This is a genomic window from Streptomyces sp. NBC_01214, assembly GCF_026340975.1.
GTDB lineage: Bacteria > Actinomycetota > Actinomycetes > Streptomycetales > Streptomycetaceae > Streptomyces.
Genome location: NZ_JAPEOS010000001.1, coordinates 3208604 through 3230547 on the forward strand (window position 1 = coordinate 3208604; position 21944 = coordinate 3230547).

The following is a 21944-nucleotide window of genomic DNA, read 5'->3' on the forward strand; positions in this document are numbered from 1 at the left end:
TGATCAGGCTGCGGGCCGCGCGTAACGGTTGGCCGGGCGGTCCAGCCCGAGCAGGCCGCGCAGGGTGTCCGCCTCGTACTCCCGGCGGAAGGCCCCGCGCCGCTGGAGTTCCGGCACCAGCCCCCGGGTGAGGGCGGGCAGGTCGTGGGCGATCACGCCCGGTCGCAGCAAGAAGCCCGACAGACCTGCCGCACGCCGTTCCAGGAGCAGGTCCGCCAACTGACCGGGGCTCCCGGTGAAGACCGCGCCGTCACGCGGGTACGGGACGCCCGCGAGCGCGTCGAGACGCTCCAGGCGTGCGGCGGCCGCCGGAGCGTCCGCGTCGAGGAACACCGTGAGGTCCCCGAAGAGGTGCAGCGGGTCCGCCGCGAGCGCGGTCGTCTCCCGCGCCCGCCGGATCGCCGCCACGGCCGCCCGCGTACCGTCGCCGTCGCGCGCGGCCACGTACCCGACCTCCGCGGACCGGGCGATGAGCGCGTACGAGGCCTCGCCGTCGCCGGACGCACTGACGACGGGCTGCCCCTGCGGCGGGCGCGGGGTGATCGACGGCCCCCTGACGCTGAAGTGACGGCCCTCGAAGTCGATGTGGTGCAACTTCTCGCGGTCGACGAACCGGCCCGTGGCCACGTCCCGGATCTCCGCGTCGTCCTCCCAGCTGTCCCACAGCCGCCGGATCACCTCGACGTGGTCGGCGGCCTCCGCGTACAGCTCCCCGTCCGCGAACGGAGCGGTCCGCCGCCCGAAGTGCCGTGCCTCGGGGGCGAGCCCGGACACCTGGATCCGCAGGCCGGCCCGTCCCCGGCTCACGTGGTCGAGCGTGGCGATCGCCTTGGAGATGTGGAAGGGCTCGGTGTGGGTCGCCGTCACGGCCGGGACCAGCCCGATGTGCCGGGTCAGGGGTGCGACCCGGGCGGCGGTGAGCACCGCGTCCAGTCGCCCGCGGACCCGGTCCGTGCGCCCGTCGGGTCCGGTGGGCGAGGACGACTGGAGGGCGAGGCCGTCCTCGAAGGTGATGAAGTCGAGCAGCCCGGTCTCGGCCTCGGCGGCGAGACCGGCCCAGTAGCGGGCGGTGAAGAGCTCGTCGGGCCGGGCACCCGGCTCGCGCCAGGCGGCCGGGTGCCGGCCCGCCCCGTCGAGGGCGACGGCGAGGTGCAGGGGCGCCGGGGACGATGAGGAAACGGACACGGAGAATTGCGCCTTCCTGCTCGGCGTACGGAAAAGGGAAGCCGATGCGGGATCGCGCAATTCGGCCCGTCATCAATTTCTTTCGAAACGCTACGCCCGATAGCGGTGTCATGCAATGACCGCAATATTAAGAGGACTTGGCAGCGGTGTTGCCCGGGGCCCGGACGGCCCGCAGCAGCTTCGTCGCCAGGCCCTGGCCGCGGTGGTCGGGATGGGTGCACACCGCGCTGATCTCGGTCCAGCCGGGCGGACGCAGCCGCTCCCCGGCCATGGCGACCAGCCGGCCCTGCCGGCGGACGCCGGGGTACGTGCCCCGCTCGACGGTGCGGGGCAGGAAGGGGCCCGGCTCGGTCAGCCGGATCAGTTCGAGGACCTCCGGCACGCCGGCGGCGCCCAACCGGACCGCTTCCGGGGCCGGCTCGGCGCGCAGCGCGGTGTCGAGCAGCTGGACGCCTGCGGCAGGACGATCCGGGTGAACCGGTAGCGCCCGGGCAGCCCCGGTGCGGCCGCCGCCTCGTGCCGGCCCTGGTCGACGGAGAGCGGCCCCGCCCGTACCACCTCGGCCGCGTATGCGGCTTCGGTCAGGCTCAGGCCCACGACCGCGATGACCGTGTCGGGGGCCGGCCGGGACTCGTCGAAGGTGAGGAGGGCCGGTGGGCTCGGCCAGGACGAGGGATTCGGTCACGGACGCTCCAGCAGCTTCGCCACATCGAAGAATCTAAAAAGCGGCCGTCGTGCCGGAAAGGAGAGGCCGCTGGTGTCGTTATCTGCGGCGTGAGCTAGGCAGCCCGGAGACGGGCCGTCAACGTGCCTGATCGGCATCCGGATAAGCGTGCGCCAATTTAATCGGCCGTACACGAAACGCCTTCCGGCGAAACTGTTCGAGCGCGTTAATAAGTGACGTCAATAATTGACCGCGCTTATGACGGGAGTGTTGCGGCAGTGCGAAACCTCCCGCGTCCCTCCGGCACGCCAGATCCGATGAGGTTACGTTCACCTGCGTGTCTCGCCCAGAACCCACGCCCGAAGCGATCGAGGTCGGACGGGTGATCCGCGGCTGCCGCAAGCAGCGTGGCGTCTCCATGGCCGTACTCGCCACCCGCTCAGGCCTCTCCCAGCCCTTCCTCAGCCAACTGGAACGCGGACTCGCCACGCCCAGCCTCAGCTCGATTTACCGGATCGCCGAAGCCCTGGACGCCACCCCGGGCACCTTCCTGAGGCCGCCCGACCGGCCCGGCGCCGTCAGCCACGAGAGCGACCCCCAGGTGATCCGCGTGAGCGAGGCCACCGGACAGATCGCCCAGGTGCTCATCCCCGGCGGGCGCAGCACCCTCATGGAGGCCTACGAGCACCACTTCGAGCCCGGCCGGGGCGAGCGCGGCTGGTTCGAACACCCCGGCGAGGACTTCCTCTACGTCCTGGAGGGCGAGATCGTCCTGGAAGTCGAGGGCGAAGACCCGCTGACCCTGCGCGCGGGCCAGAGCGCCCACCACCGGGGCGAAGTCCCGCACCGCTGCCGCCTGTCGGGCCCGGCCGCGGCACGCACCCTGCTCGTCATCGCGAACGCCTGAGCCCGAGGGCCGGACCCCCGTCCCGCCCCGCGGGCCCAGACGTCCGCAGCCTGTCGACCGCCGCCAGCCGCGCCCCGACGTCCAGGTCCCACAGCCGCACGGTGCCGTCCGTACTGCTGCTGGCCACCGTCCGCCCGTCGGGAGCGAACACGACGCCCCACACCGCGTTCGCGTGGCCGGACAGCGCGGCCACCGTCCGGCGTCCGGCCACGTCCCACAACCGCACCGTGCGGTCGTTGCCGCTGCTCGCGAGCGCGCGGCCGTCGGGGGAGAAGGCGAGCCCCCGCGCGGAGCCGGTGTGCCCGGCCAGCGCCGCCCGGAAGCGGTGGAGCCGCGCGTCCCACAGCCGTACGGTCCCGTCGTTGCCGCTGCTGGCCAGCGTCCGCCCGTCCGGGCTGAAGGCCACCCCGCGCACCGCGCCCCGGTGGCCGCTGAGGACGCTGAGCGGGCGGCGCTGCGCCACGTCCCACAGACGGACCGTCAGATCGTCCCCGGCGCTCGCCAGGGTGCGCCCGTCGGGGCTGAACGCCACGTCGTTGGCGAAGTCCGTGTGACCGGTGAGGACACCGAGCGGGCGGCGCCCCACCACGTCCCACAGCCGCACGGTGCCGTCGGAGCCGGCCGAGGCCAGGGTCCGTCCGTCCGGGGAGAAGGCCACCGCGAACACGGTCCCGCCCCCGCCGTCGAGCACGGCGGACCGGCCGCGGGCCGCGGTGTCCCAGAGCCGGATCGTGCCGTCGGAGCCGGCCGAGGCCAGGGTCCGCCCGTCGGGCGCGAAGGCCACCGAGAACACCGTCTCGCCGTGCCCCGCGAACGTGGCCAGGACCCGGCGCCCCGCGACGTCCCACAACCGCACCGCGTGATCGGCCTCCGCCGTGGCCAGCCACTTCCCGTCCGGGCTGTACGCGGCGTGCCAGATCTCCGTGAACGGCCGCGAGGTCAGGACCGCGCCCCGCAGGTCCCACAGCACCACCGACTGGTCGAACCCGGCGGTGGCCAGCACCGCACCACCCCGGTCCACGGCCACCCCGAGGACGTAGTCGGTGTGGCCCGCGAGCGTGGCCGTGGCCCGGCCCCCGGCCACGTCCCACAGCCGGGTCGTACCGTCGCCGCCCGCGCTGACGACCGTCGTCCCGTCCGGGGTGTAGGCGACACCGTTGACGTCGTCGCTGTGTCCGGTCAGCGTGGCGGTCGTCCGGCGTCCGGCCACGTCCCACAGCCGTACCGTGCGGTCGACGCCCCCCGTCGCGACCGTACGGCCGTCCGGGGCGAAGGCCACGCCCAGCACCTCGTCGGTGTGCCCGGTGAGGACGGCCCGCGGACCCGCCTCCACCGGATCCCACAGCCGTACGGTCCGGTCGACGCCGGCCGATACCAGCGTCCTGCCGTCGGCGGCGTACGCCAGGGCGTTCACCCGCCCGCTGTGGCCGGTGAGGGAGGCGAGGGCGCGGTGGTCCCCGGCCGCGTCCCACAGCCCGATCGTCCCGTCGGCACCGGCGACTGCCAGGCTCCGCCCGTCGGGCGCAAAGGCCACGGCCCGGGCGCCCGTCGTACTCGCCGGGAGCTGCGCCCCCGTGCCGCGGCCCGCCGTGTCCCAGAGCCGTGCCGGCCCGTCCGTCGACGTCGCCGCGAGCATCGAGCCGTCCGGGCTGAAGGCCACCGCGCGCACCCGCCCGGGCAAGGTGAAGGTCGCGATCGTCCGGCGGTCGGCCACCCGCCGCAGCATCACCTTCCCGTCGGAACCGGCCGTCGCCAGCATGTCGTTGCCCGGGCCGAAGGCCACCGCGTTGACCGGCCCGCCGTGCCCGCCCAGACGGGCGGTGAACGGCTGGGACTGGGTGCTCAGCAGCGCCCCGCGGGCCTCGCTCGTCGCCGAGGTCCGGTACGCCTGACCGGCGAGCAGCATCGAGGCCTCGGGCCGGCCCGAGGCCAGCGCCGCGGACTGCAGGGCGAGCGCCCGCGAACGGGCGACCCGCTCCTGGTCGAGCGCGCCCGCGCGCTGCTGGTACGCGAGTCCGCCCGCGCCCACGGCGAGGACCAGCAGGACCACGAGCGTGGCCAGCGTCCACTGCCGCAGCCGCACCTGCCGCCCGGCCTGCCGCTCACGGCCGTCCTGCGCGTCCTGGCTCGCCCGCAGGAAGGCGGCCTCCAGGGGGCCGAGCCGGCTCCTGCCGTCGTGCTCGTCGGCCCAGGCCCGGGCGGTCTCCAGGCGGGTCCCACGGTGCAGCGCCGACGGATCGCGGCCCTCGCGCTCCCATTCGGCGGCGGCGTGGGCCAGTTGCTGGTGGACCAGCAGCCCGGCCCGGTCGGCGCGGATCCAGCCGCGCAGCCGCGGCCAGGCGTGCAGCAGGGCCTCGTGGGTGATCTCCACGGTGTCGCGGTCCATGGTGATCAGGCGGGCCCGGACGAAGGCGTCGAGCGCGGCCGCGGCGGGGCCCGCGTCGGCCAGCTGTTCCATCAGGGCGATCCGGCTCAGCCGGCGGCGCGTGGCCCCCGTACCGTCGGCGACGTGCACCAGCCGCACCAGGACGCGGCGGAGCGTGTTCTGCTCGGCCGGGTACAGGCGGGTGAACACCTCCTCGGCGGTGCGGGCGATCGCTCCCTGGATGCCGCCGGTGCGCTCGTACCCGTCGACGGTCAAGGTGGTGCCCTCGCGCTGGCGCCAGGTGGCCAGCAGGGCGTGCGAGACCAGGGGGAGCACCCCCGAGGGAGTCCGGTCGGCCTGGTCGTCGCGCAGTCCGACATCGCGCATCAGCAGCGGGAACAGGCCCGGTTCGAGGACGAGGCCGGCGAGGTCCGCCGGGCGGGTGATCGATTCCCGCAGCTCCGCCAGGGACATCGGCGGCAGGACGAACAGCCCCCGGGTGAAGACCGGGGCCAGCTCCGGCAGGTCCAGGCAGTTCCCGGAGAAGTCGGCCCGTACGCCGAGCACCACGACGGCGGGGTCCGGGCCATCGGGTGCGGAGCCGTCCCCTTCGGAGCCGTCGGCTGCGGAGCCGTCCGGTGCGCGGCGCGCGGCCGCCAGCGCGCACAGCACCCGGACGAACGCGCGCCGTTCGTCCTCGTCGGAGCACAGCGTGAACAGCTCCTCGAACTGGTCGACGATCAGCACCGGACGCGGGGGCGGCGGCGTCCGGTCCGGGGCGTCCGCCGGGGGACCGCCCGAGTGCCGCAGGACGGCTTCGAGCAGCGCGTGCGGCCGCTCCCGGACCTCGCCCACGGTGACGCCGTGATCGGCGCCGAGGGCTTTCGCTGCGCAGCCCAGCAGTTCCTCCAGCGGGTGCGCGGTCGGAGTGAACCGCAGCACCGGCCAGGTGTCCGAGCCCGGCATCGGGAAGCCGCCCCCGCGCAGCGCCGGCACGAGACCGGCGTTCAGCAGGGAGGACTTGCCCGCGCCCGACGGGGCGAGCAGCATCAACGGCCCGTCGCCGATCCGTTCGAAGACCCGCTCGATCAGCTCGGCCGTCGCCCGGTCCCGCCCGAAGAACCAGCGGGCCTCCCGCACGGTGAAGGCCGGCAGGCCCCGGTAAGGGCATGCGCCGTCGGCTTGCGCACCGGCTTGCGCACCAGCCTGAGCACCGGTGTCGCCCGGGCCGTCGCTACCGCCGTTGCCGTCGGCTCCGCGCGGCCCTTCCCGGACCATCCGCACCAGTTCACCCCCGGCCCGCAGTACGTCGTCGCAGCGTCGCGCGACGTCGACGGTGACGCGCTTCGAGCCGGTCTCGATCTTGCTCAGATAGCCCTTGCTGTAATGCGTCTGCCGGGCGAGGTCCGCGAGGGACAGGCCGCGTTGCACCCGCAGACGTCTCAGCTGCGCGGGAAAGGGCATCGCGGCGTCGTCGGACTCGCGCTGGCCATCGGTCTTCCGCCGGTGGTCCGGATCCCCCAAGACATCCCCCATGGCAGTGCGCGCCCAGGCAGCGGTACGGGAGCGCCCAGGCTACAGCGGGGGTGGGGCGGACGGCCGCCCCTTCCGACCGGTATGACCAGCACACGAGAGTACGGAGCCGCCCGGCGGGAGGCCCCGTACGCGGCCCCGGAAGGGGCGTCACTACGGGTTGAGCCGGACCGAGTTGATGGGCGTGAGGTCGGCGTAGACACCGGTCTTGGAAGCGATGGGGCCGCCGCAGCCCGAGCCTCCGGTGCCCGTGCACAGCTGTGCGGTCGCACCGCCGTACTGGTTGTTGAGCACCCAGTGGTTCCCGAACTGATTGCTCAGCTTGTGCACCCCGTAGGTGTAGAAGACGTGCGTCGGCTTGACGGCCGGGTTCTGGTTCTGAGGGTAGATGCAGACCGCCCCGTCCGGGCAGCCCGCCCACGCGTCGGCCGGCTTGGCCTCGACCGTACCGCTGAGCGCGATCACGGCGACGACGGAGGTGGCGAGCGCGGCGGCGCCGCGGAACATCTTGCGCATGATTTCCCCTTGTGGTGCTTGCCTCGTGCTGACGGCTCCAGCCTCCCCCCGGCCCGTACCGGGGTCGACGGGTTGCCCGTTGCCCATCGCGGCAGCACCCGGGAAACCCCCTGCCACCAGCCCGAACACGGAGCAGGAGGGCAACGCCCGGTGGGGCGGCGTAAGACTTTCGTCATCAGTGCGGGCATGGCGCACGGCGCCCCGGCCGCGTTGAATTCGAGGGAGACGGACGAGGCGAGCGAGAGGGAACGGCAGTGACACGGACAGGGCGGCGCGGACGGCTGTGGGGCGGAGCATCGATCGCGGCGGCGGTGGTGCTGGCAGTGGCCCTGTACTGGTTGCAGCCGTGGAAGCTGTGGCAGGACGAGACCGTCCGCGAGGCGCTCCCGGCCGCCGTCGCGCCGTCGGGTCCGGGCGCGCCCGCGGCCGTACCGGGTGCCCCGGCCGCCCCGGTGACCGTCGCCCGCGGGACGCTCATCAGCCACGAGCACGCCACCACCGGCGCGGTGGAGCTCATCCGGTTCCCCGACGGGTCCCACACCCTGCGGCTCGCGAACCTCGACACCAGCAACGGCCCGGACCTGCGCGTGTGGCTGGCCGACGCCCCGGTGAAGGAGGGCGTGGCGGGCTGGCGCGTGTTCGACGACGGCAAGCACGTGAGCCTCGGCAAGCTCAAGGGCAACAAGGGGGACCAGAACTACCCGGTGCCCGCCGACGTGAACGTCGCCGAGTTCACCAGCGTCACCATCTGGTGCGACCGCTTCGACGTCTCCTTCGGGGCGGCGCGCCTCACCGCCGTGTGACCCGCTGCCGGGGCCGTCCGGGCCGGGCGACACGCCGTGGGGCCGGAGCTGATCGGGCGTCACCCCGTTCGGCCGTCTCCCGAAGTACGACTATCCACTCCTCCGGACGGCAAAATGCGGCCGTTTGCCCACGGGATGTATCCATCCGCCCATGCAGTGTGGCAATAGGTCGTAATCGCCCATAACTTCAGAATCGTGACGAACCGACAAATCAAGTCCCTCACGTGCATCGCAGTCGTCATGGCCGCAGGTCTCGGCGTGCTCGCGCCGTCCGCCGCCGCCGAGGCCGGACGCAGAGTGCACCCGGGCGACTCGATCCAGGACGCGGTGAACTACGCCAGGCCGGGCGACATCATCACCGTGATGCCCGGCACCTACTACGAGAACGTGCTGATCACCAAGCGGCTGACCCTGCGCGGGTTCGGCGCCCGGACGGTGATCAAGCCGCCGGTCACGGCCGTCGCGCCGGTCGCCCCCGTCGCGCCGGTCGCGCCCGTCGCGCCCGTCGCGCCGGTCGCGCCCGTGGCGCCGCCGGCCCCCGGCGCGTCGGCGGCGCCGGTGGCACCCGGGGCGGCCAAGGTGCCGACCGCGGCGACGGCGCCGTCCGGCCGGGCGCTCGCCTGCTCGCAGGCCGACACCGGAATCTGCGTCATGGGGACGGCGGAGCAGCCCGTCGTCGGCGTGGACATCCGGTCGCTGACCGTCTCGGGCTTCAAGCGCAACGGCATCTGGGCCTCCTACACCGACCGGCTGAGCGTCCGGCGGGTGATCTCCGAGAAGAACGGCACCTGGGGCATCGCCCAAGAGCGGTCCACCCGCGGGCTCTTCCGCGACAACACCGCCCGCGACAACGTCGAATCGGGCCTCTTCATCGCCAACACCGTCGATCGGGAGGGCGGCGCCACCGACACCCTGGGCGCCGTGATCCGCAGGAACACGCTGACCGGCAACCGGATCGGCGTGACCGTCCGGCGCGTGCGGAACCTCTCCGTCTACGGCAACACCCTCACCGGCAACTGCGGCGGCATCTTCGTCGTCGGCGACGAGGGCGAGCCCGGCGCCGGGGACATGACCATCCGCAACAACCGGATCCACGAGAACAACAAGTTCTGCAAGGGCAACAGCCGCCTCCCCGACATCCAGGGCGTCGGTATCGTCCTCACCGGCGCCGAGCAGGCGGTCGTGCGTTCGAACGACATCCGCGGCAACGTCGGAGCCTCCCCGCTGTCGGGCGGAATCCTGCTGTTCAAGAGCTTCGTGGGCGCGACGAACACCGACAACGTCATCCGGGACAACGTGGTGCGGGACAACAAGCCGGCGGACCTGGCCAACCAGGGGACCGGCACGGGCAACCGGTTCGTCAACAACCGGTGCGCATCCTCCGTACCGGCCGGGATGTGCTGACGCGTGACCCCCCTGATCAGCAGAATCGAGACCTCATGACCACGGTAAGTCCCACCGCGACACCGATCCCGTCCCCCCAGCACACCCCCCAGCCGGCCATGCGCCTGCGCGAGCTCGTCTTCGGAGCGGCCTGCGCCGCCGCCGTACGGGCCGCTGCCCGCCTCGCGGTGGCCGACGCCCTCGGGGAGGAGCCCGCCACCGCCGCCGAACTCGCCACCACGGTCGGCTCCGAGCCGCTGCCCCTGCAACGGCTGCTCCGCGCCCTGTCCTGCTACGGGATCTTCGCGGAGACGGAGGACGGGCAGTTCGTCCACACCGAGATGTCGCGACTGCTGCGCGAGGACGACCCGCACAGCCTGCGCTACATCGCCCTGTGGTGCACGGAGCCCTGGACCTGGCAGGCCTGGCCGCGGCTCGACGACGCCGTCCGGTCCGGCGGCAGCGTCTTCCAGGAGCTCTACGGCAAGGGGTTCTTCGACTACCTGCACCAGGACGCGCACGAGTCGGCCCACGTGTTCAACCGGGCCATGACCACCTCCAGCATGCAGTCTGCGCTGGACGTCGCGGAGCTCCTCGACCTCACCGGGATCTCGGTCGTCGCGGACATCGGCGGAGGCCAGGGACACGTACTGGCGAGCCTGCTGGAGAAGCACCCGACGGTGCGGGGCGTCCTGCTCGACCTGCCGGGCGTGGCGGCGAAGGCGGATCCGCGACTGCGGGAGGACGGTCCGCTCGCCGCACGGGCCGACATCGTCCCCGGGGACTGCCGTGAGGCCATCCCGGTCGACGCCGACATGTACATCATCAAGAACATCCTGGAGTGGGACGACGACAGCACCCGCAGGACCCTGCGCAACGTCGTCGAGGCGGCCCGCCCCGGATCGCGGGTCGTCATCATCGAGAACCTGGTCGACGACACCCCGTCGATGAAGTTCACCACGGCCATGGACCTGCTGCTGCTGCTCAACGTCGGCGGTGCGAAGCACACCAAGGCCAGCCTCACCGCCCGCATGGAGGACGCCGGACTGGTGATCGGCGAGATCCGGCCGGTCAACGCGTACCTGCACGCGTTCGAGTGCACCGTGCCCGGGTGACGCCGGCCGGCATAGGACCGTACGCCCTCGAGACCGGCACGAAGCCGGTCTCGAGGGCGTCCCGGTGACCCGGGCGTCGGGCGGTGACCCGGGCGTCGGCGTCAGGCCGCCAGGGCGCTGTTGACGAGGTCGAGGAACTCGCGCGGCGACTTGCACCGGTCCGCATCGGCGGGCAGCGGCCGGCTGTGCCGGTTCTCCAGCTCACCGACGATGCCGAGGAGTCCCAGGGAGTCGAGCCCCCACTCGTCGAAGCCCGAGTCGGGGCGGCTCGCCATGTCCGCGGGGTCGACGGTGACGCCGGCACCCTTCTTCATCAGGGCGGCCAGTTCTTCCATGGTCAGTCGAGCGGTCATGACGGACAACTCCTCAGGCTTGGGCCGGCGCACGCCGGTCGGTGATCAGGCGCATTTCAGAGCGCGCGAGGAAGCGTGAGATCTCCTGGTCGGTGGTGGGGACGCCGTCCTTGGCGCTGTCGAGCAGCCGGGCGAGCACGGCCGCCTTGTGGCCGCCCTCGACGCCCAGGGCCAGTGCGGGCCGCGCATCGAGCGGGCCGCGCAGGTCGAGGAGGCGCACGACGATGTCGTCGCGCTGGAACACGGTGCTGCCCTCGATGGGGCTCGTCGGATCGTCCACGGCCGCCTCGTCCTGCCCGGCGAGCAGCCGGGCCAGCGCCATGCCGCACCCGTCCTTCGCCGGGTAGAAGAGGGCGTGCCGCCTGACGTCCGCGCTCTCGCGGCCGCCGGCCGCCACATGGTGCACCGCCGGGAGCGCCGCACGGGTGAAGAACATCCGGGCCGATCCGGGGTCGCTGAGATCCCGGTCCTGCTCCAGGTACGGGTTGATGGCCTCCTCCAGCGCCCGTACCTCGGGCTGCTGGGACACGTGGCGCAGGGCCGCGAGCAGGTCGCCCTCGACCTCGACCGCCCGGACGACACGGTTGCCGTGCATGAACAGCGAGGTGCGCCGCAGCCGGGTGCTCTCGTCGACCTGGGCCTGCGGGGACGTGTACCCGGCCAGGAGCTCCGCCACCACCGTCTCGCTGCCGGGCTTCACGGTGAAGGTGAGTGCGTGGCGGACCACGCCGTCACCGCGCCGCGGAGCGACCTGGAGGCTGCCCAGGGCCCGGTCCGCGGTGTCCGGCGAAGAGGCGGTGGAGGGCGGGCCGGTGGGGGAGGGGGAGCCGGGGGCCGGCCCCTTGCCGACCTCCCGCAGCACGCTGAAGCGCAGCGAGCGGGTGTCCCGTACGCAGCCGTGGAGCGGCTGCACCGACGCGACGTGTTCCTCGCTGTTGACCCAGGCCAAGAACCGCGGTGCGCTCTCCCACTCGCTGGTGATGAGCCACTGTGACGGGTTCTCGATCGACTGGCACAACTCGTCGCTGATGTGTCCGGGGACGGAGGACACTTGCTCCTGGAGATGTTCGTACACCTCCAGGAACTGATTCTGCGCACCGTCGTACAGATCCAGCAGCAGAACGACCCGAAGTCTCGAGCCGTCGAAGGCGGACTGGGATATCCGTTCCGACAAGGTTGTCATCGTTCACACTCCTTCGAGACCACACGGTCGCCACGGGCGGCGCCACCCGAACCGATCGTTGTCCCGTAATCCCTGCGGCGCGAGAGGAGAGAACCAAGCGGGTGAACGAGCGAGGGAACCGGCCTCGTACAGGGCATGGAAGAGCCATGAAGGAAAACGTCGACCACCACGTCCCGGTCCTCATCGTGGGCGGCTCGCTGGTGGGTCTGTGCACCTCGCTCTTCCTCGGCCGGCATGGCATCAGACACATGGTGGTCGAGAAGCACGCGGGTACCTCGATGCACCCACGCGGACGCGGTATCAACGTACGGACGATGGAACTGTTCCGGGTCGCCCGCGTCGAGGACCAGATCCGTGAGGCCGCCTCGGTCCTGGCGGACAACCACGGCATCATGCAGGGCGGCTCGCTGACCGGTGACGACCAGGAGTGGCTCTTCGAGGAAATCGACCCCGGCGGCGCGCTCGCGCGCTTCAGTCCGGCGGCATGGTGTCTGTGCAGCCAGAATGACATCGAGCCGGTCCTGATGTCCGTATCCCCCTCACTCGGGGCTGACCTGCGGTTCTCCACCGAACTCCTCTCCTTCGACCAGGACCCGGGCGGGGTCACCGCGATCGTGAAGAACCGGGAGACCGGGGAGCACAGCACGGTGCGCGCGGACTACCTGGTCGCCGCCGACGGGCCGCGCAGCCCCGTGCGGGAGGCGCTCCGGATCGGCCAGAGCGGCTCCGGGGACCTGTTCCACAACGTGAGCATCACCTTCCGGTCGCAGATGCTGGCCCACGTGGTCGGCGACCGGCGATTCATCGTGTGCTACCTGACCAAGCCCGATGCCGATGGGGCCCTGCTGCCGGTCGACAACGGCGAGCGGTGGGTCTTCCACGCGCCGTGGCACCCGGACCGGGGCGAGACGCTGGAGGACTTCACCGACGAGCGCTGCGTGGAGCACATCCGCCGGGCCGTCGGCGCCCCCGACCTGGACGTCGAGGTCACCGGGAAGGCCCCGTGGCACGCCGCCGAGCGGGTCGCCGAGCGGTACGCGGTCGGCCGGGTCTTCCTGGCCGGTGACTCCGCCCACGAGATGTCACCCACCGGGGCGTTCGGCTCGAACACCGGCATCCAGGACGCCCACAACATCGCCTGGAAGCTCGCCGCGGTGCTGAACGGTTCGGCAGGGCCGGGGCTGCTGCAGACCTACGAGGCCGAGCGGTTGCCGGTGGCCCGGGCGACGAGCGAGCGCGCCTCGGCGCGGTCGGCGGAGCACAGCCACCCGGGGTACGAGCCCGACCCGGAGCCCACGTCCACGCCCGCTCCGGACTCCGGGTCCGCGCCCGTGCCGGCGGCCGGGCCGGACTCCGCGCCCGGCGTCGGCGGCGGCGGCCGGCAGGGCGGGGTCCTCTCCGTGGCCATGGGCTACCGCTACAACCGGGGCGCGGTGCTGGGGGCCGACCCGGACCGGCCCGTCGTACCCGAACGGATGCGGCTCTGCGGCGATCCGGGCAGCCGGGCACCGCACATGTGGCTCTGCGGTCCGGGGGAGCCGGAGCCGAAGTCCACCGTGGACCTCTACGAGCGTTCCTTCGTCCTGCTGTGCTCCGAGGACACGCCGTGGCGTGCCGCGGGGCGGTCCGTCGCCGAACAGCTGGGCGTGCCCCTGGACGTGTACGCGATCGGCACCGGCCCGGAGGCCGACCTGATCCCGGCGAACGGCGGCGACTGGACCGAGGTGCACGGCACGACTGCCCAGGGCGCGGTCCTCGTCCGCCCGGACGGATTCGTGGCCTGGCGCTCGGCGCAGGCGGTGGCGGATCCGGCGGCGGTCCTGCACGAGGTCCTGACCACGCTGCTGGACCGCTCCTGATCCGGCCGCTCCCGTCCCCACGGGCACCGGGGCGCCGTCCGGCGGAGTGATCCGCCGGGCGGCGCCCTTCACCTCGTGACGATGCCGGACCGGGTCATCGCGCCGTCTTCGAGCCGAGGGCCCCGGGGGTCCTCGGAACCCAGTCGGGGGTTGCCGAGGCCTGTTTCGGGTCCGGCTCCCGCATGGTCACGCGCCAGCCGTCCTCTCCGGTCCTTCCGGTGAGGCGCACCGTGAACGACTTGGTCTGGCCCGTGTCGTGGAAGTACACGACGACGAACTGCCGCACGGACCCCTCGTCGTAGAACTCCGCGGTCACCTTCCCCTTGGCCCCCTCGTGGAAGGCCCGGATCCAGTTCCGCGCGGTCCGCTCGACGTCCCCCTTCGCGTCGTCGGGGTCGGCGGCGAGCGACTCCACTTCCTCGGCCTTGCCGTCGGCGAGCCGCCAGACCAGCTTCTGGGTGATCTGGAGGGATTCGGAGGTGGGGTACCCGACCACGCCCAGCGGTTCGTGCCCCGCGTAATCGGTCGCGTACTGCAACGCTTCGTCGTCGGCGGCGCATGCGGTGAGACCGCCCCATGCCACCACGGACACCAGGGCGGCGCGCAGGGCGAGTGCGGCGCGCGGGACCGGTACAGCCATACTTCCTCGGTCTTCCGGTGGTCATCGAGCGATCTCGATGCAGAGAGCTGCAACGTACTGCCCTGACCGGGCAGTTCGATCCGGTAAACGGACAAGAGGGACACAACTCGCGCCGCAGTGACGCAATTCACTCCATGGCTGGATTTCGCCCCCCGTGAGTCTCGCCCCGCCATCCGGATGCCGGACAACCCCGCGCGCCGGCGGGCAACGCCGACTACTCTGGCCGGGCAGCTGGTTCGCCCCGTCCGCCAGGCGGGATGCGTCGTAAGAGGGAACCCGGTGGGAATCCGGGACTGCCCCGCAGCGGTGAGCGGGAACGACCGCCGTCATACGCACTGGGCCCGGACGGGTCTGGGAAGCGACGGCCAGTAGGAGTCTCGTACGGCATCCGTACGACGGGACGTGCCCGCGAGTCCGAAGACCTGCCCGTTGCCCGTGCGCGACCGATCGCGCACGGAAATCCCGGTGACCTCGTGGGCGGGTCGGCGACACCTCAGGCGGACGACCGCGGGCACGTGCAGCCGCACGCACCCGTAGCCGGTCGGGATCCGCCCGGTCCGTCATCCCTTCGCGCCCTCGGCCCCTCACCGGGACCACAGGAGAACGCTCGCGAAGGAGAGTTCCGTGACCCGCACGACCCCCACCGCCGCCGGACGGCCCACCCGGGCCACCGTGTACGGCTACCCCCGCCAGGGCCCCAACCGGGAACTGAAGAAGTCCGTCGAGGGCTACTGGACGGGCCGCAACGACGCCGAAGCCCTCCGGGCAACCGCCCGCGACCTGCGCCGGACCAACTGGCAGCAGCTGGCCGACGCCGGCATCACCGAGGTGCCGACCGGTGACTTCTCGTACTACGACCACGTGCTGGACACCAGCGTGATGGTCGGTGCCGTCCCCGAGCGGCACCGCGCCGCCGTCGCGGCCGACCCGCTCGACGGGTACTTCGCGATGGCGCGCGGCACCCAGGACGTGGCGCCGCTGGAGATGACCAAGTGGTTCGACACCAACTACCACTACCTGGTGCCGGAGCTCGGCCCGGACACGGTCTTCACCGCCGACTCCACCAAGCAGGTCGCCGAACTGGAGGAAGCGCTCGGGCTGGGCCACACCGCCCGCCCGGTCCTGGTCGGACCCGTCACCTACCTGCTGCTGGCCAAGCCCGCCCCCGGCGTCGCCGCCGACTTCGATCCGCTGGCCCTGCTCGACCGGCTGCTGCCCGTCTACGCGCAGGTCCTGGCCGACCTGCGCGCCGCCGGAGCCGAGTGGGTGCAATTGGACGAGCCCGCCCTGGTGCAGGACCGCACCCCGGCCGAGCTGAACGCCACCGCCCGCACGTACCGGGAGCTCGGAGGCCTGCCCGACCGGCCCAAGCTGCTCATCGCCTCCTACTTCGACCGGCTCGGCGAGGCCCTGCCCGTGCTGGCCAAGGCACCCGTCGAAGGGCTCGCCCTGGACTTCACCGAGGCCGCGGCCGCGAACCTCGACGATCTCGCCGCCGTCGGGGGCCTGCCCGGCAAGCGCCTCGTCGCCGGTGTCGTCGGCGGCCGCAACATCTGGATCAACGACTACGAGAAGTCCCTCAGCACCCTCGGCACCCTCCTGGGGCTCGCCGACCGGGTGGACGTGGCCGCCTCCTGCTCCCTGCTCCACGTGCCGCTGGACGCCACCGCCGAACGGGACGTCGACCCGCAGGTGAGGCGCTGGCTCGCCTTCGCCCGCCAGAAGACCGCGGAGGTCGCCACCCTCGCCCGGGGCCTGGCCCGCGGCACGGACGCCATCGCCGCCGAACTCGCCGCCAACCGGGCCGACCTGGCCTCCCGCGCCGGCTCCGCCCTCACCCACGATCCGGCCGTCCGGGCCCGCACCGCCGCCGTCACCGACGCGGACGGGCGGCGCGCCCAGCCGTACCCGGAGCGGGCCGCCGCCCAGTGGGCGCACCTGGGCCTCCCGCTGCTCCCGACGACCACGATCGGATCGTTCCCGCAGACCACCGAACTGCGCACGGCCCGCGCCGACCTGCGGGCCGGGCGCATCGACACCGCCGGCTACGAGGACCGCATCCGGGCCGAGATCAGGGAGGTCCTGGCCTTCCAGGAGAAGGCCGGCATCGACGTGCTGGTGCACGGCGAGCCCGAACGCAACGACATGGTGCAGTACTTCGCCGAGCAGCTCACCGGCTACCTGGCCACCCAGCACGGTTGGGTCCAGTCCTACGGCACCCGCTACGTCCGCCCGCCCGTGCTGGCCGGCGACATCTCCCGCCCCGACCCGATGACCGTGCGCTGGACCGCGTACGCCCAGTCGCAGACGTCCAAGCCGGTCAAGGGCATGCTCACCGGCCCCGTCACGATGCTCGCCTGGTCCTTCGTCCGCGACGACCAGCCCCTCGGCGACACCGCCCGCCAGGTGGCGCTCGCCCTGCGCGACGAGGTGGGCGACCTGGAGGCGGCCGGCACCCCGGTCATCCAGGTCGACGAACCCGCCCTGCGCGAGACCCTCCCGCTGCGGGCCGCCGACCACGCCGCCTACCTCGCCTGGGCCACCGAAGCCTTCCGGCTCACCACGGCCGGGGTCCGCCCGGACACCCAGATCCACACGCACATGTGCTACGCCGAGTTCGGCGACATCGTGGAGGCCATCGAGGACCTCGACGCCGATGTCATCAGCCTGGAGGCCGCCCGTTCCCACATGCAGGTCGCCGGTGAACTCGCGGGCGCCGGCTACCCGCGCGAGGTCGGCCCCGGCGTCTGGGACATCCACTCGCCGCGGATCCCCTCCGTCGCCGAGGCGACGGCCCTGCTGCGCAAGGGGTTGGGGGCCATCCCGGCGGAGCGGCTGTGGGTCAATCCCGACTGCGGTCTGAAGACCCGGGGCTGGCCGGAGACCAGGGCCTCCCTGGAGAACCTGGTCGAGGCGGCCCGGCAGGTGCGCGCCGAGGTCTAGCGCGCGGACGCGTCCGCGGGCGCGCCCGCGGACGCCCCGTCGTCGCCGACGAGGCCCGCGACGTGGTCGGTGATCACGTCGAGGATGTCCGCTGAGATCCGGTCGTCGCCGAGGACGAGGTGGTTCAGCGTCAGCCCGTCGGTCATGGCCGCCAAATAGCGGGCCAGCACGCTGACGGGCACGCGGAGTTCGAAGGCCATGTGGTGGCGGAGCTGCTCGATCAGCTCGGTGTAGGTGTCGCAGTACCGCTCGTACTGCCGCCGCGCCAGGTGTTCGAAGTCCGGCCGGCGCAGGGCGTACTGGGTGAGTTCGTAGGTGAGCATGTGTTCGCCCGGGTGGGCGGACACGTGGTCCCAGTACGCCTGGAAGCCCGCCCGGACGGTCTCGTGCAGCGTGGCCTTCGGCTGGATCGCCTCCCTCACCAGGGTGACGCTGTGGTCGGTGATCGCCGCGATGACGGATTCGAGCAGGGCCTGCTTGGAGTCGAAGCAGTAGTGGAAGACGCTCAGGGACACGCCCGCCTCGGCGGCGATCGACCTGGTCGTCGTCGCGGCGACGCCGTCGCGGGTCATCGCGCGGATGGCGGCCTCGGTCAGCTGCCGGCGCCGCTCGGCCGAGGGCATCCGTGCCATGGGCGTTCCTTCCGGTTCGTGCTGCGGTGCGTGGTGCCCGGTGCGTGGTGCCATGGCGGCCGGGGCCGGCCGGATCAGTAGATCCGGCCGGCCCCGGCCCATGGACTTCCGTTCGGCGGGATCAGCTGCTGTAGACGCCGACCTCGTGGAGCGAGTACCCCCACTTGGTGCCGCGTTGGAGTCCCTGGATGCGGACGTAGCGGGCGGGCACCCCGGAGAAGCGGGCCGTGTCCAGGCCGCCGTCACCGGCGGTCGTGGACCAGACGGTCTGCCAGTTCGCGTCGTCCGTGGAGACCTCGATGCGGTACGCCTTCCCGTACGCGGCCTCCCAGTCGAGGGTGATGCGGCCCACCCGGTTCGCGGACCCGAGGTCGATGCGCAGCCACTGGTTGTCGTTCCACTCGCTCGCCCAGCGCGAGCCCGAGTCCCCGTCCACGGCCCGGCCCGGGGAGAAGTTCACGAAGGGGTTCCACCACTCCGCGCTCGACGCCGAGGCGGGGGAGCCCGTGGCGAGGTTCACCCCGGACTTGTGCTTCTCGGAGTTCCCCCAGGTGGTCAGGTACGACTCGGCGCCCTTGAACAGGTCGTCCACCACGCCCTGGCCGCCGACGAGACGGATGTCCTCGATCCAGTCGGGGACCAGACCGTAGTGCGAGGCGCCGTCGGTGTTGAGGTCCCAGGTGCGCGAGCCGGTGGTCTGCCGGTCGATGACCGAGCCGCCGTCGGTGCTGCGGAAGGGGTAGCGCACCGGGTTCGGGGTGTCGGCCCCGCGCGGTCCGGGCCAGCCGCCGACGCCGTTCATGTCGGTGCCGTACCCGTAGCCGACGTTGTACTTGTCGCGCAGCGCGTCCGTCCGCTTCGCCTCGGCGCTGAACCCCTCGGCGCCGCTCATGTACGAGGCGATGAAGCCGCCGAGCTTGTAGACCCGCTCGGTCCAGTCCATGTCCATCCAGCTGTGCGAGGAGATCACACCCGGGTACGACTCGGACTCCATGATGTCGAAGGACCGGCCCGCGGCCTTCACGCTCATGTGGTCGACCTCGAGCATCATCTTGCGCTTCATCATGCCGCGCACCGCGTACTCGCCGAGTTCAGTGAGTCCGCGCGTGTTGCACTGGGCGTCGGCGGCGTAGGACGGGATCGCCACCCCTTCGGGCAGTTTGCTCTGCACCGCGGGTGCGGCTGCCGCCAGCCCGATGGGGTTGTCGTGCTGGGGACCGGTGCACTTCTCCGTCTTCCAGAAGGTTCCGGTCGACAGGAACTGGCCCGCGTTGATGGCCGTACCGAGGGCTCCCTCGTCGAAGCGCACCCCGCACAGGGCGTTGTCGAACTTGTGGCACAAGAACATGCTGCGCACCCCGAGGCGGTACAGCTCGTCCAGGCCGCGGTCGATGTCCGCCTTGCTGCACTGCGCGACGTCCAGGATCTGCTTGCAGCCGAAGGGCTCGGAGGTCTCGACGCCGAGGACCACGGCCAGCTTGCCCTGCTGGACGACGTCGCGGGCCTGCGCGGAGTCGGTGACGATCCGGAACCAGCCCTTGCCCGGGCCGCCGTACATCTTGTCGATGTAGGCCTGCATGTCGTAGGTCTTCTGCGCTTCGAGCCGGATGGCGGTCATCTCGTCGCAGCTGCGGTCCTTGAAGAAGTAGACCGAGCAGATGACGCCGTTGGTGACGAGGTCGTTCACGAGCACGCGCTGACCGCCGCGCCAGGCCCGCTCGACCCAGGCGTAGTAGTTCTGCTGGTGGGTCAGCGAGTCGTGGGCGGGCCAGTCCTTGAAGGTCGGCCAGCCGTTCGGGTCGTGCTTGCCGTCACCACCCTTGGTGATGAAGTCGAAGATCGCGAGCGTGCCGTCGGGGTAGTGCTCGGGGCAGTCCTTGAGCGCGTCGGCCACCCCCGCCTCGGAGAACGGCTTGCCGCAGATGAGGCGGCCGCCGAAGCCCTCGTTGGACATCAGGTGGTCGTGCGCGTCGACGAAGCCCCGGACCCGTCCCTGGGAGTCGGTCCCCTTGAAGGGTTCGCCCGTGACGTTGATGTCGGAGTCGGGTGCGGGCCGTGCGACCGGGTTCCACCAGCCGGGATCGGCGGCGGAAGCGGGTACGGGGCCGAGCACCATGGCCACCACGGCGAGGAGCAATGACAGGACCGCCAGGGGCCTACGCCTGTGGTGCGTGTGTCGAGAAATGGTCATCACTCACGTCTTAAGGTCAGCCGGATGGCGCGGTCGGGGGGCCGGATCCGTTCGGGGGCACGACGAGCCACGGCCACAGGCGTGATTTGTCATGGACCCCACAAACGGTGGGACGAGAATCGCGACTGCCATCGACAGAGTCAATAGTCCGGGACAGTTGACCTGATGATTCATCAGATGCGCCGTTCCTTCACAAGATCCACCCACCCGGGCGGCCCGGCTCGGCGCGGTACGTGAAGGAGCGCGCGAGCCGGGTCCGCCCCGCCCGGGGCGACGGCGCCGTGGCGTCAGCGCGCGCCGTGCTCCAGCAGGTCCATCTCGGCCGGGGCGACACCGAATCCGCGCTTCGTGGCCTTCGGAGCCGGCTTGCCGCAGAACGCCGCTTCGAGGGTCCCGCCGAGGGCCGTGTTCGCCTCGCCCTTGTTCGAGGTGTTCGCCATCGCGGAGAGGGAGCGGCGCCCGTCGCGGGTGGAGAAGGCGTAGGTGTAGAAGCCCTGCACGGTGCCCGTGTGCCCGTAGACCGAGGTGCCGCAGGACAGGTCGTAGCGGCGCAGGCCGAGTCCGTAGAACCGGGTGTTCGTGGTGTCGGTCGGCGTCATGGTGACCATGGCGTCCAGCATGCCGGCGGGCAGCAGCCGCCCGCCGAGCAGCGCGGACGTGAAGGTGTTCAGATCGGCCGGATTGGAGATCACCGCTCCGGCGGACTGGGCCCACGACACCGTCTGCTCGGTGGAGTCGACCAGCGGCGCGCCGGCCTCGTCGGGGTGGAGGTAGCCGCGCGTGTGCAGCCCCTTGATCTGCGTGCTGGGGTGCACGTAGGAGGTGTTGCGCAGCTTCAGCGGCTTGATGATGCGCCGCTCGTACTCCTTGGCGACACCGTTGCCGGTGGCCTTCTCGATGAGCATGCCGACGACGACGAAGTTGGTGTTCGAGTACTTGTACGCGACGCCGGGCTCGGTCGTCCGGGGTTCGCGCAGCGAGAGGTCCACCAATTCCTGGTAACTGAACACCTTGTTGCGCACGGACTCGAAGCCCGGCACGGTGTGCTCGAACATGGCGTTCGTGTAGTCCGCCAGCCCGCTGCGGTGGCTCAGCAGATGGCGCACCGTGATCCGGTCGTCGGGCAGCAGTCCGGGCAGGTACTGGTTGACGGCGGTGTCCAGACCGATCCGGCCCTCGTTCACCAACTGCAGCAGGACGACGGAGGAGAAGGTCTTGCTGACGCTCCCGATCCGGAAGCGGGCCTGCGGGTCCATCGCCGAGCCCGTGGCCTTGTCGCGCACCCCCTCGGTCCGGACGCTGACCCCACCGGGCCCGCTGAAACGCGCCAGGGCGCCGGGCGCACCGGCGGCGGTCGTGTTCCGCAACGCCTGGGTCAGCGCTTCGAGATCGGGGGTGGTCGGGGCGGCCTGGGCGGTGGTCGCCGGAGCCACGGCGGCCATCACCGCCAGCAGGGCGGAACTGAGGGCCAGGCGACGGTTCATGGGCAGGGGCACGATGCTCCTCGGGTGGGGGGTCGTACGGGTCGGACGACACGAGCCTACGCAAGATCATCGGACCGATCGGCCGCCCGTATGGGCCGGAACGCGCCAATTACGAACGGCAGTTCAGCCACGCGGGCGAGTCGCCTCGTACCTCCCGTTCCTGCTGACTGCGCGGCGGGGTGCGGCGG

15 protein-coding genes, 2 pseudogenes and 1 riboswitch are annotated in these 21944 nt (G+C 72.0%); of the genes and pseudogenes, 6 read left to right on the forward strand and 11 right to left on the reverse strand.

Features of this window, described 5'->3' with window-relative positions; genetic code table 11:
- Positions 1 to 3 precede the first annotated feature (3 nt).
- From OG594_RS15360 to OG594_RS15370, 3 genes and pseudogenes are all read right to left on the reverse strand, one after another.
- The gene (locus tag OG594_RS15360; protein WP_266599151.1) at positions 4 to 1185 is read right to left on the reverse strand and encodes an LLM class flavin-dependent oxidoreductase; all 1182 of its coding nucleotides are present in this window, start codon (positions 1183 to 1185) and stop codon (positions 4 to 6) included.
- Between the two features lie 163 nt (positions 1186 to 1348).
- A pseudogene (locus tag OG594_RS15365) lies at positions 1349 to 1639 on the reverse strand (GNAT family N-acetyltransferase); the annotation flags it as partial.
- Positions 1636 to 1839: pseudogene (locus tag OG594_RS15370) on the reverse strand (amino acid ABC transporter permease); the annotation flags it as partial. The pseudogenes OG594_RS15370 and OG594_RS15365, both read right to left, overlap by 4 nt.
- Before the next feature lie 347 nt (positions 1840 to 2186).
- On the opposite strand from OG594_RS15370, the gene OG594_RS15375 reads away from it, so the two are divergent.
- Entirely contained in the window at positions 2187 to 2756 is a 570-nt protein-coding gene (locus tag OG594_RS15375; protein WP_266599153.1) for a helix-turn-helix domain-containing protein, read from the forward strand.
- Here OG594_RS15375 and OG594_RS15380 read toward each other — a convergent pair.
- Both OG594_RS15380 and OG594_RS15385 read right to left on the reverse strand, forming a co-directional pair.
- Entirely contained in the window at positions 2740 to 6645 is a 3906-nt protein-coding gene (locus OG594_RS15380; protein WP_323185222.1) for a helix-turn-helix domain-containing protein, read from the reverse strand. The genes OG594_RS15375 and OG594_RS15380 overlap by 17 nt on opposite strands.
- A gap of 162 nt (positions 6646 to 6807) precedes the next feature.
- Positions 6808 to 7170 (reverse strand): hypothetical protein, encoded by a 363-nt coding sequence (locus OG594_RS15385; RefSeq protein WP_266599157.1) that lies wholly within the window; start codon positions 7168 to 7170, stop codon positions 6808 to 6810.
- Between the two features lie 299 nt (positions 7171 to 7469).
- On the opposite strand from OG594_RS15385, the gene OG594_RS15390 reads away from it, so the two are divergent.
- The 3 genes from OG594_RS15390 (at position 7470) to OG594_RS15400 (ending at position 10471) form a co-directional block, all read left to right on the forward strand.
- A complete protein-coding gene (locus OG594_RS15390; RefSeq protein ID WP_266602922.1) occupies positions 7470 to 7973 on the forward strand; it encodes a DM13 domain-containing protein in 504 nt (167 codons plus the stop codon).
- Between the two features lie 195 nt (positions 7974 to 8168).
- On the forward strand, positions 8169 to 9377 hold the full coding sequence (locus OG594_RS15395) for a nitrous oxide reductase family maturation protein NosD (protein ID WP_266599159.1): 1209 nt from the start codon (positions 8169 to 8171) through the stop codon (positions 9375 to 9377).
- A 35-nt stretch (positions 9378 to 9412) separates the two neighbouring features.
- Complete coding sequence (locus OG594_RS15400) at positions 9413 to 10471, forward strand: methyltransferase (protein WP_266599161.1); 1059 nt, start codon at positions 9413 to 9415, stop codon at positions 10469 to 10471.
- Between the two features lie 101 nt (positions 10472 to 10572).
- Here OG594_RS15400 and OG594_RS15405 read toward each other — a convergent pair whose 3' ends face one another.
- Positions 10573 to 10824, reverse strand: a complete 252-nt coding sequence (locus OG594_RS15405; protein WP_030011473.1) for an acyl carrier protein — start codon at positions 10822 to 10824, stop codon at positions 10573 to 10575.
- Positions 10825 to 10837: 13 nt separating this feature from the next.
- A complete protein-coding gene (locus OG594_RS15410) occupies positions 10838 to 12007 on the reverse strand; it encodes a SchA/CurD-like domain-containing protein (protein WP_266599165.1) in 1170 nt (389 codons plus the stop codon).
- 146 nt (positions 12008 to 12153) lie between these two features.
- Between OG594_RS15410 and OG594_RS15415 the strand changes: the two genes are divergently transcribed.
- Positions 12154 to 13866: an FAD-dependent monooxygenase gene (locus OG594_RS15415; RefSeq protein ID WP_266599167.1), complete on the forward strand. Its 1713-nt coding sequence runs from the start codon at positions 12154 to 12156 to the stop codon at positions 13864 to 13866.
- A gap of 94 nt (positions 13867 to 13960) precedes the next feature.
- On the opposite strand, the gene OG594_RS15420 is transcribed toward OG594_RS15415, so the two are convergent.
- Complete coding sequence (locus OG594_RS15420; RefSeq protein ID WP_266599169.1) at positions 13961 to 14506, reverse strand: hypothetical protein; 546 nt, start codon at positions 14504 to 14506, stop codon at positions 13961 to 13963.
- Positions 14507 to 14721: 215 nt separating this feature from the next.
- A riboswitch (cobalamin riboswitch) is annotated at positions 14722 to 14951 on the forward strand.
- A 179-nt stretch (positions 14952 to 15130) separates the two neighbouring features.
- Here OG594_RS15420 and metE point away from each other — a divergent pair.
- Entirely contained in the window at positions 15131 to 17449 is a 2319-nt protein-coding gene (gene metE / locus OG594_RS15425) for a 5-methyltetrahydropteroyltriglutamate--homocysteine S-methyltransferase (RefSeq protein ID WP_266599171.1), read from the forward strand.
- On the opposite strand, the gene OG594_RS15430 is transcribed toward metE, so the two are convergent.
- The 3 genes from OG594_RS15430 to OG594_RS15440 all read right to left on the reverse strand — a co-directional run bounded on the left by OG594_RS15430 (position 17446) and on the right by OG594_RS15440 (position 21756).
- Positions 17446 to 18081, reverse strand: a complete 636-nt coding sequence (locus tag OG594_RS15430) for a TetR/AcrR family transcriptional regulator (protein WP_266599173.1) — start codon at positions 18079 to 18081, stop codon at positions 17446 to 17448. The genes metE and OG594_RS15430 overlap by 4 nt on opposite strands.
- Positions 18082 to 18202: 121 nt before the next feature.
- A complete protein-coding gene (locus tag OG594_RS15435; protein WP_266599175.1) occupies positions 18203 to 20272 on the reverse strand; it encodes a discoidin domain-containing protein in 2070 nt (689 codons plus the stop codon).
- A 287-nt stretch (positions 20273 to 20559) separates the two neighbouring features.
- Positions 20560 to 21756 carry a serine hydrolase gene (locus OG594_RS15440; RefSeq protein ID WP_266599177.1) on the reverse strand — a complete coding sequence of 399 codons (1197 nt, stop codon included), beginning with the start codon at positions 21754 to 21756 and terminating at the stop codon, positions 20560 to 20562.
- Positions 21757 to 21944 lie beyond the last annotated feature (188 nt).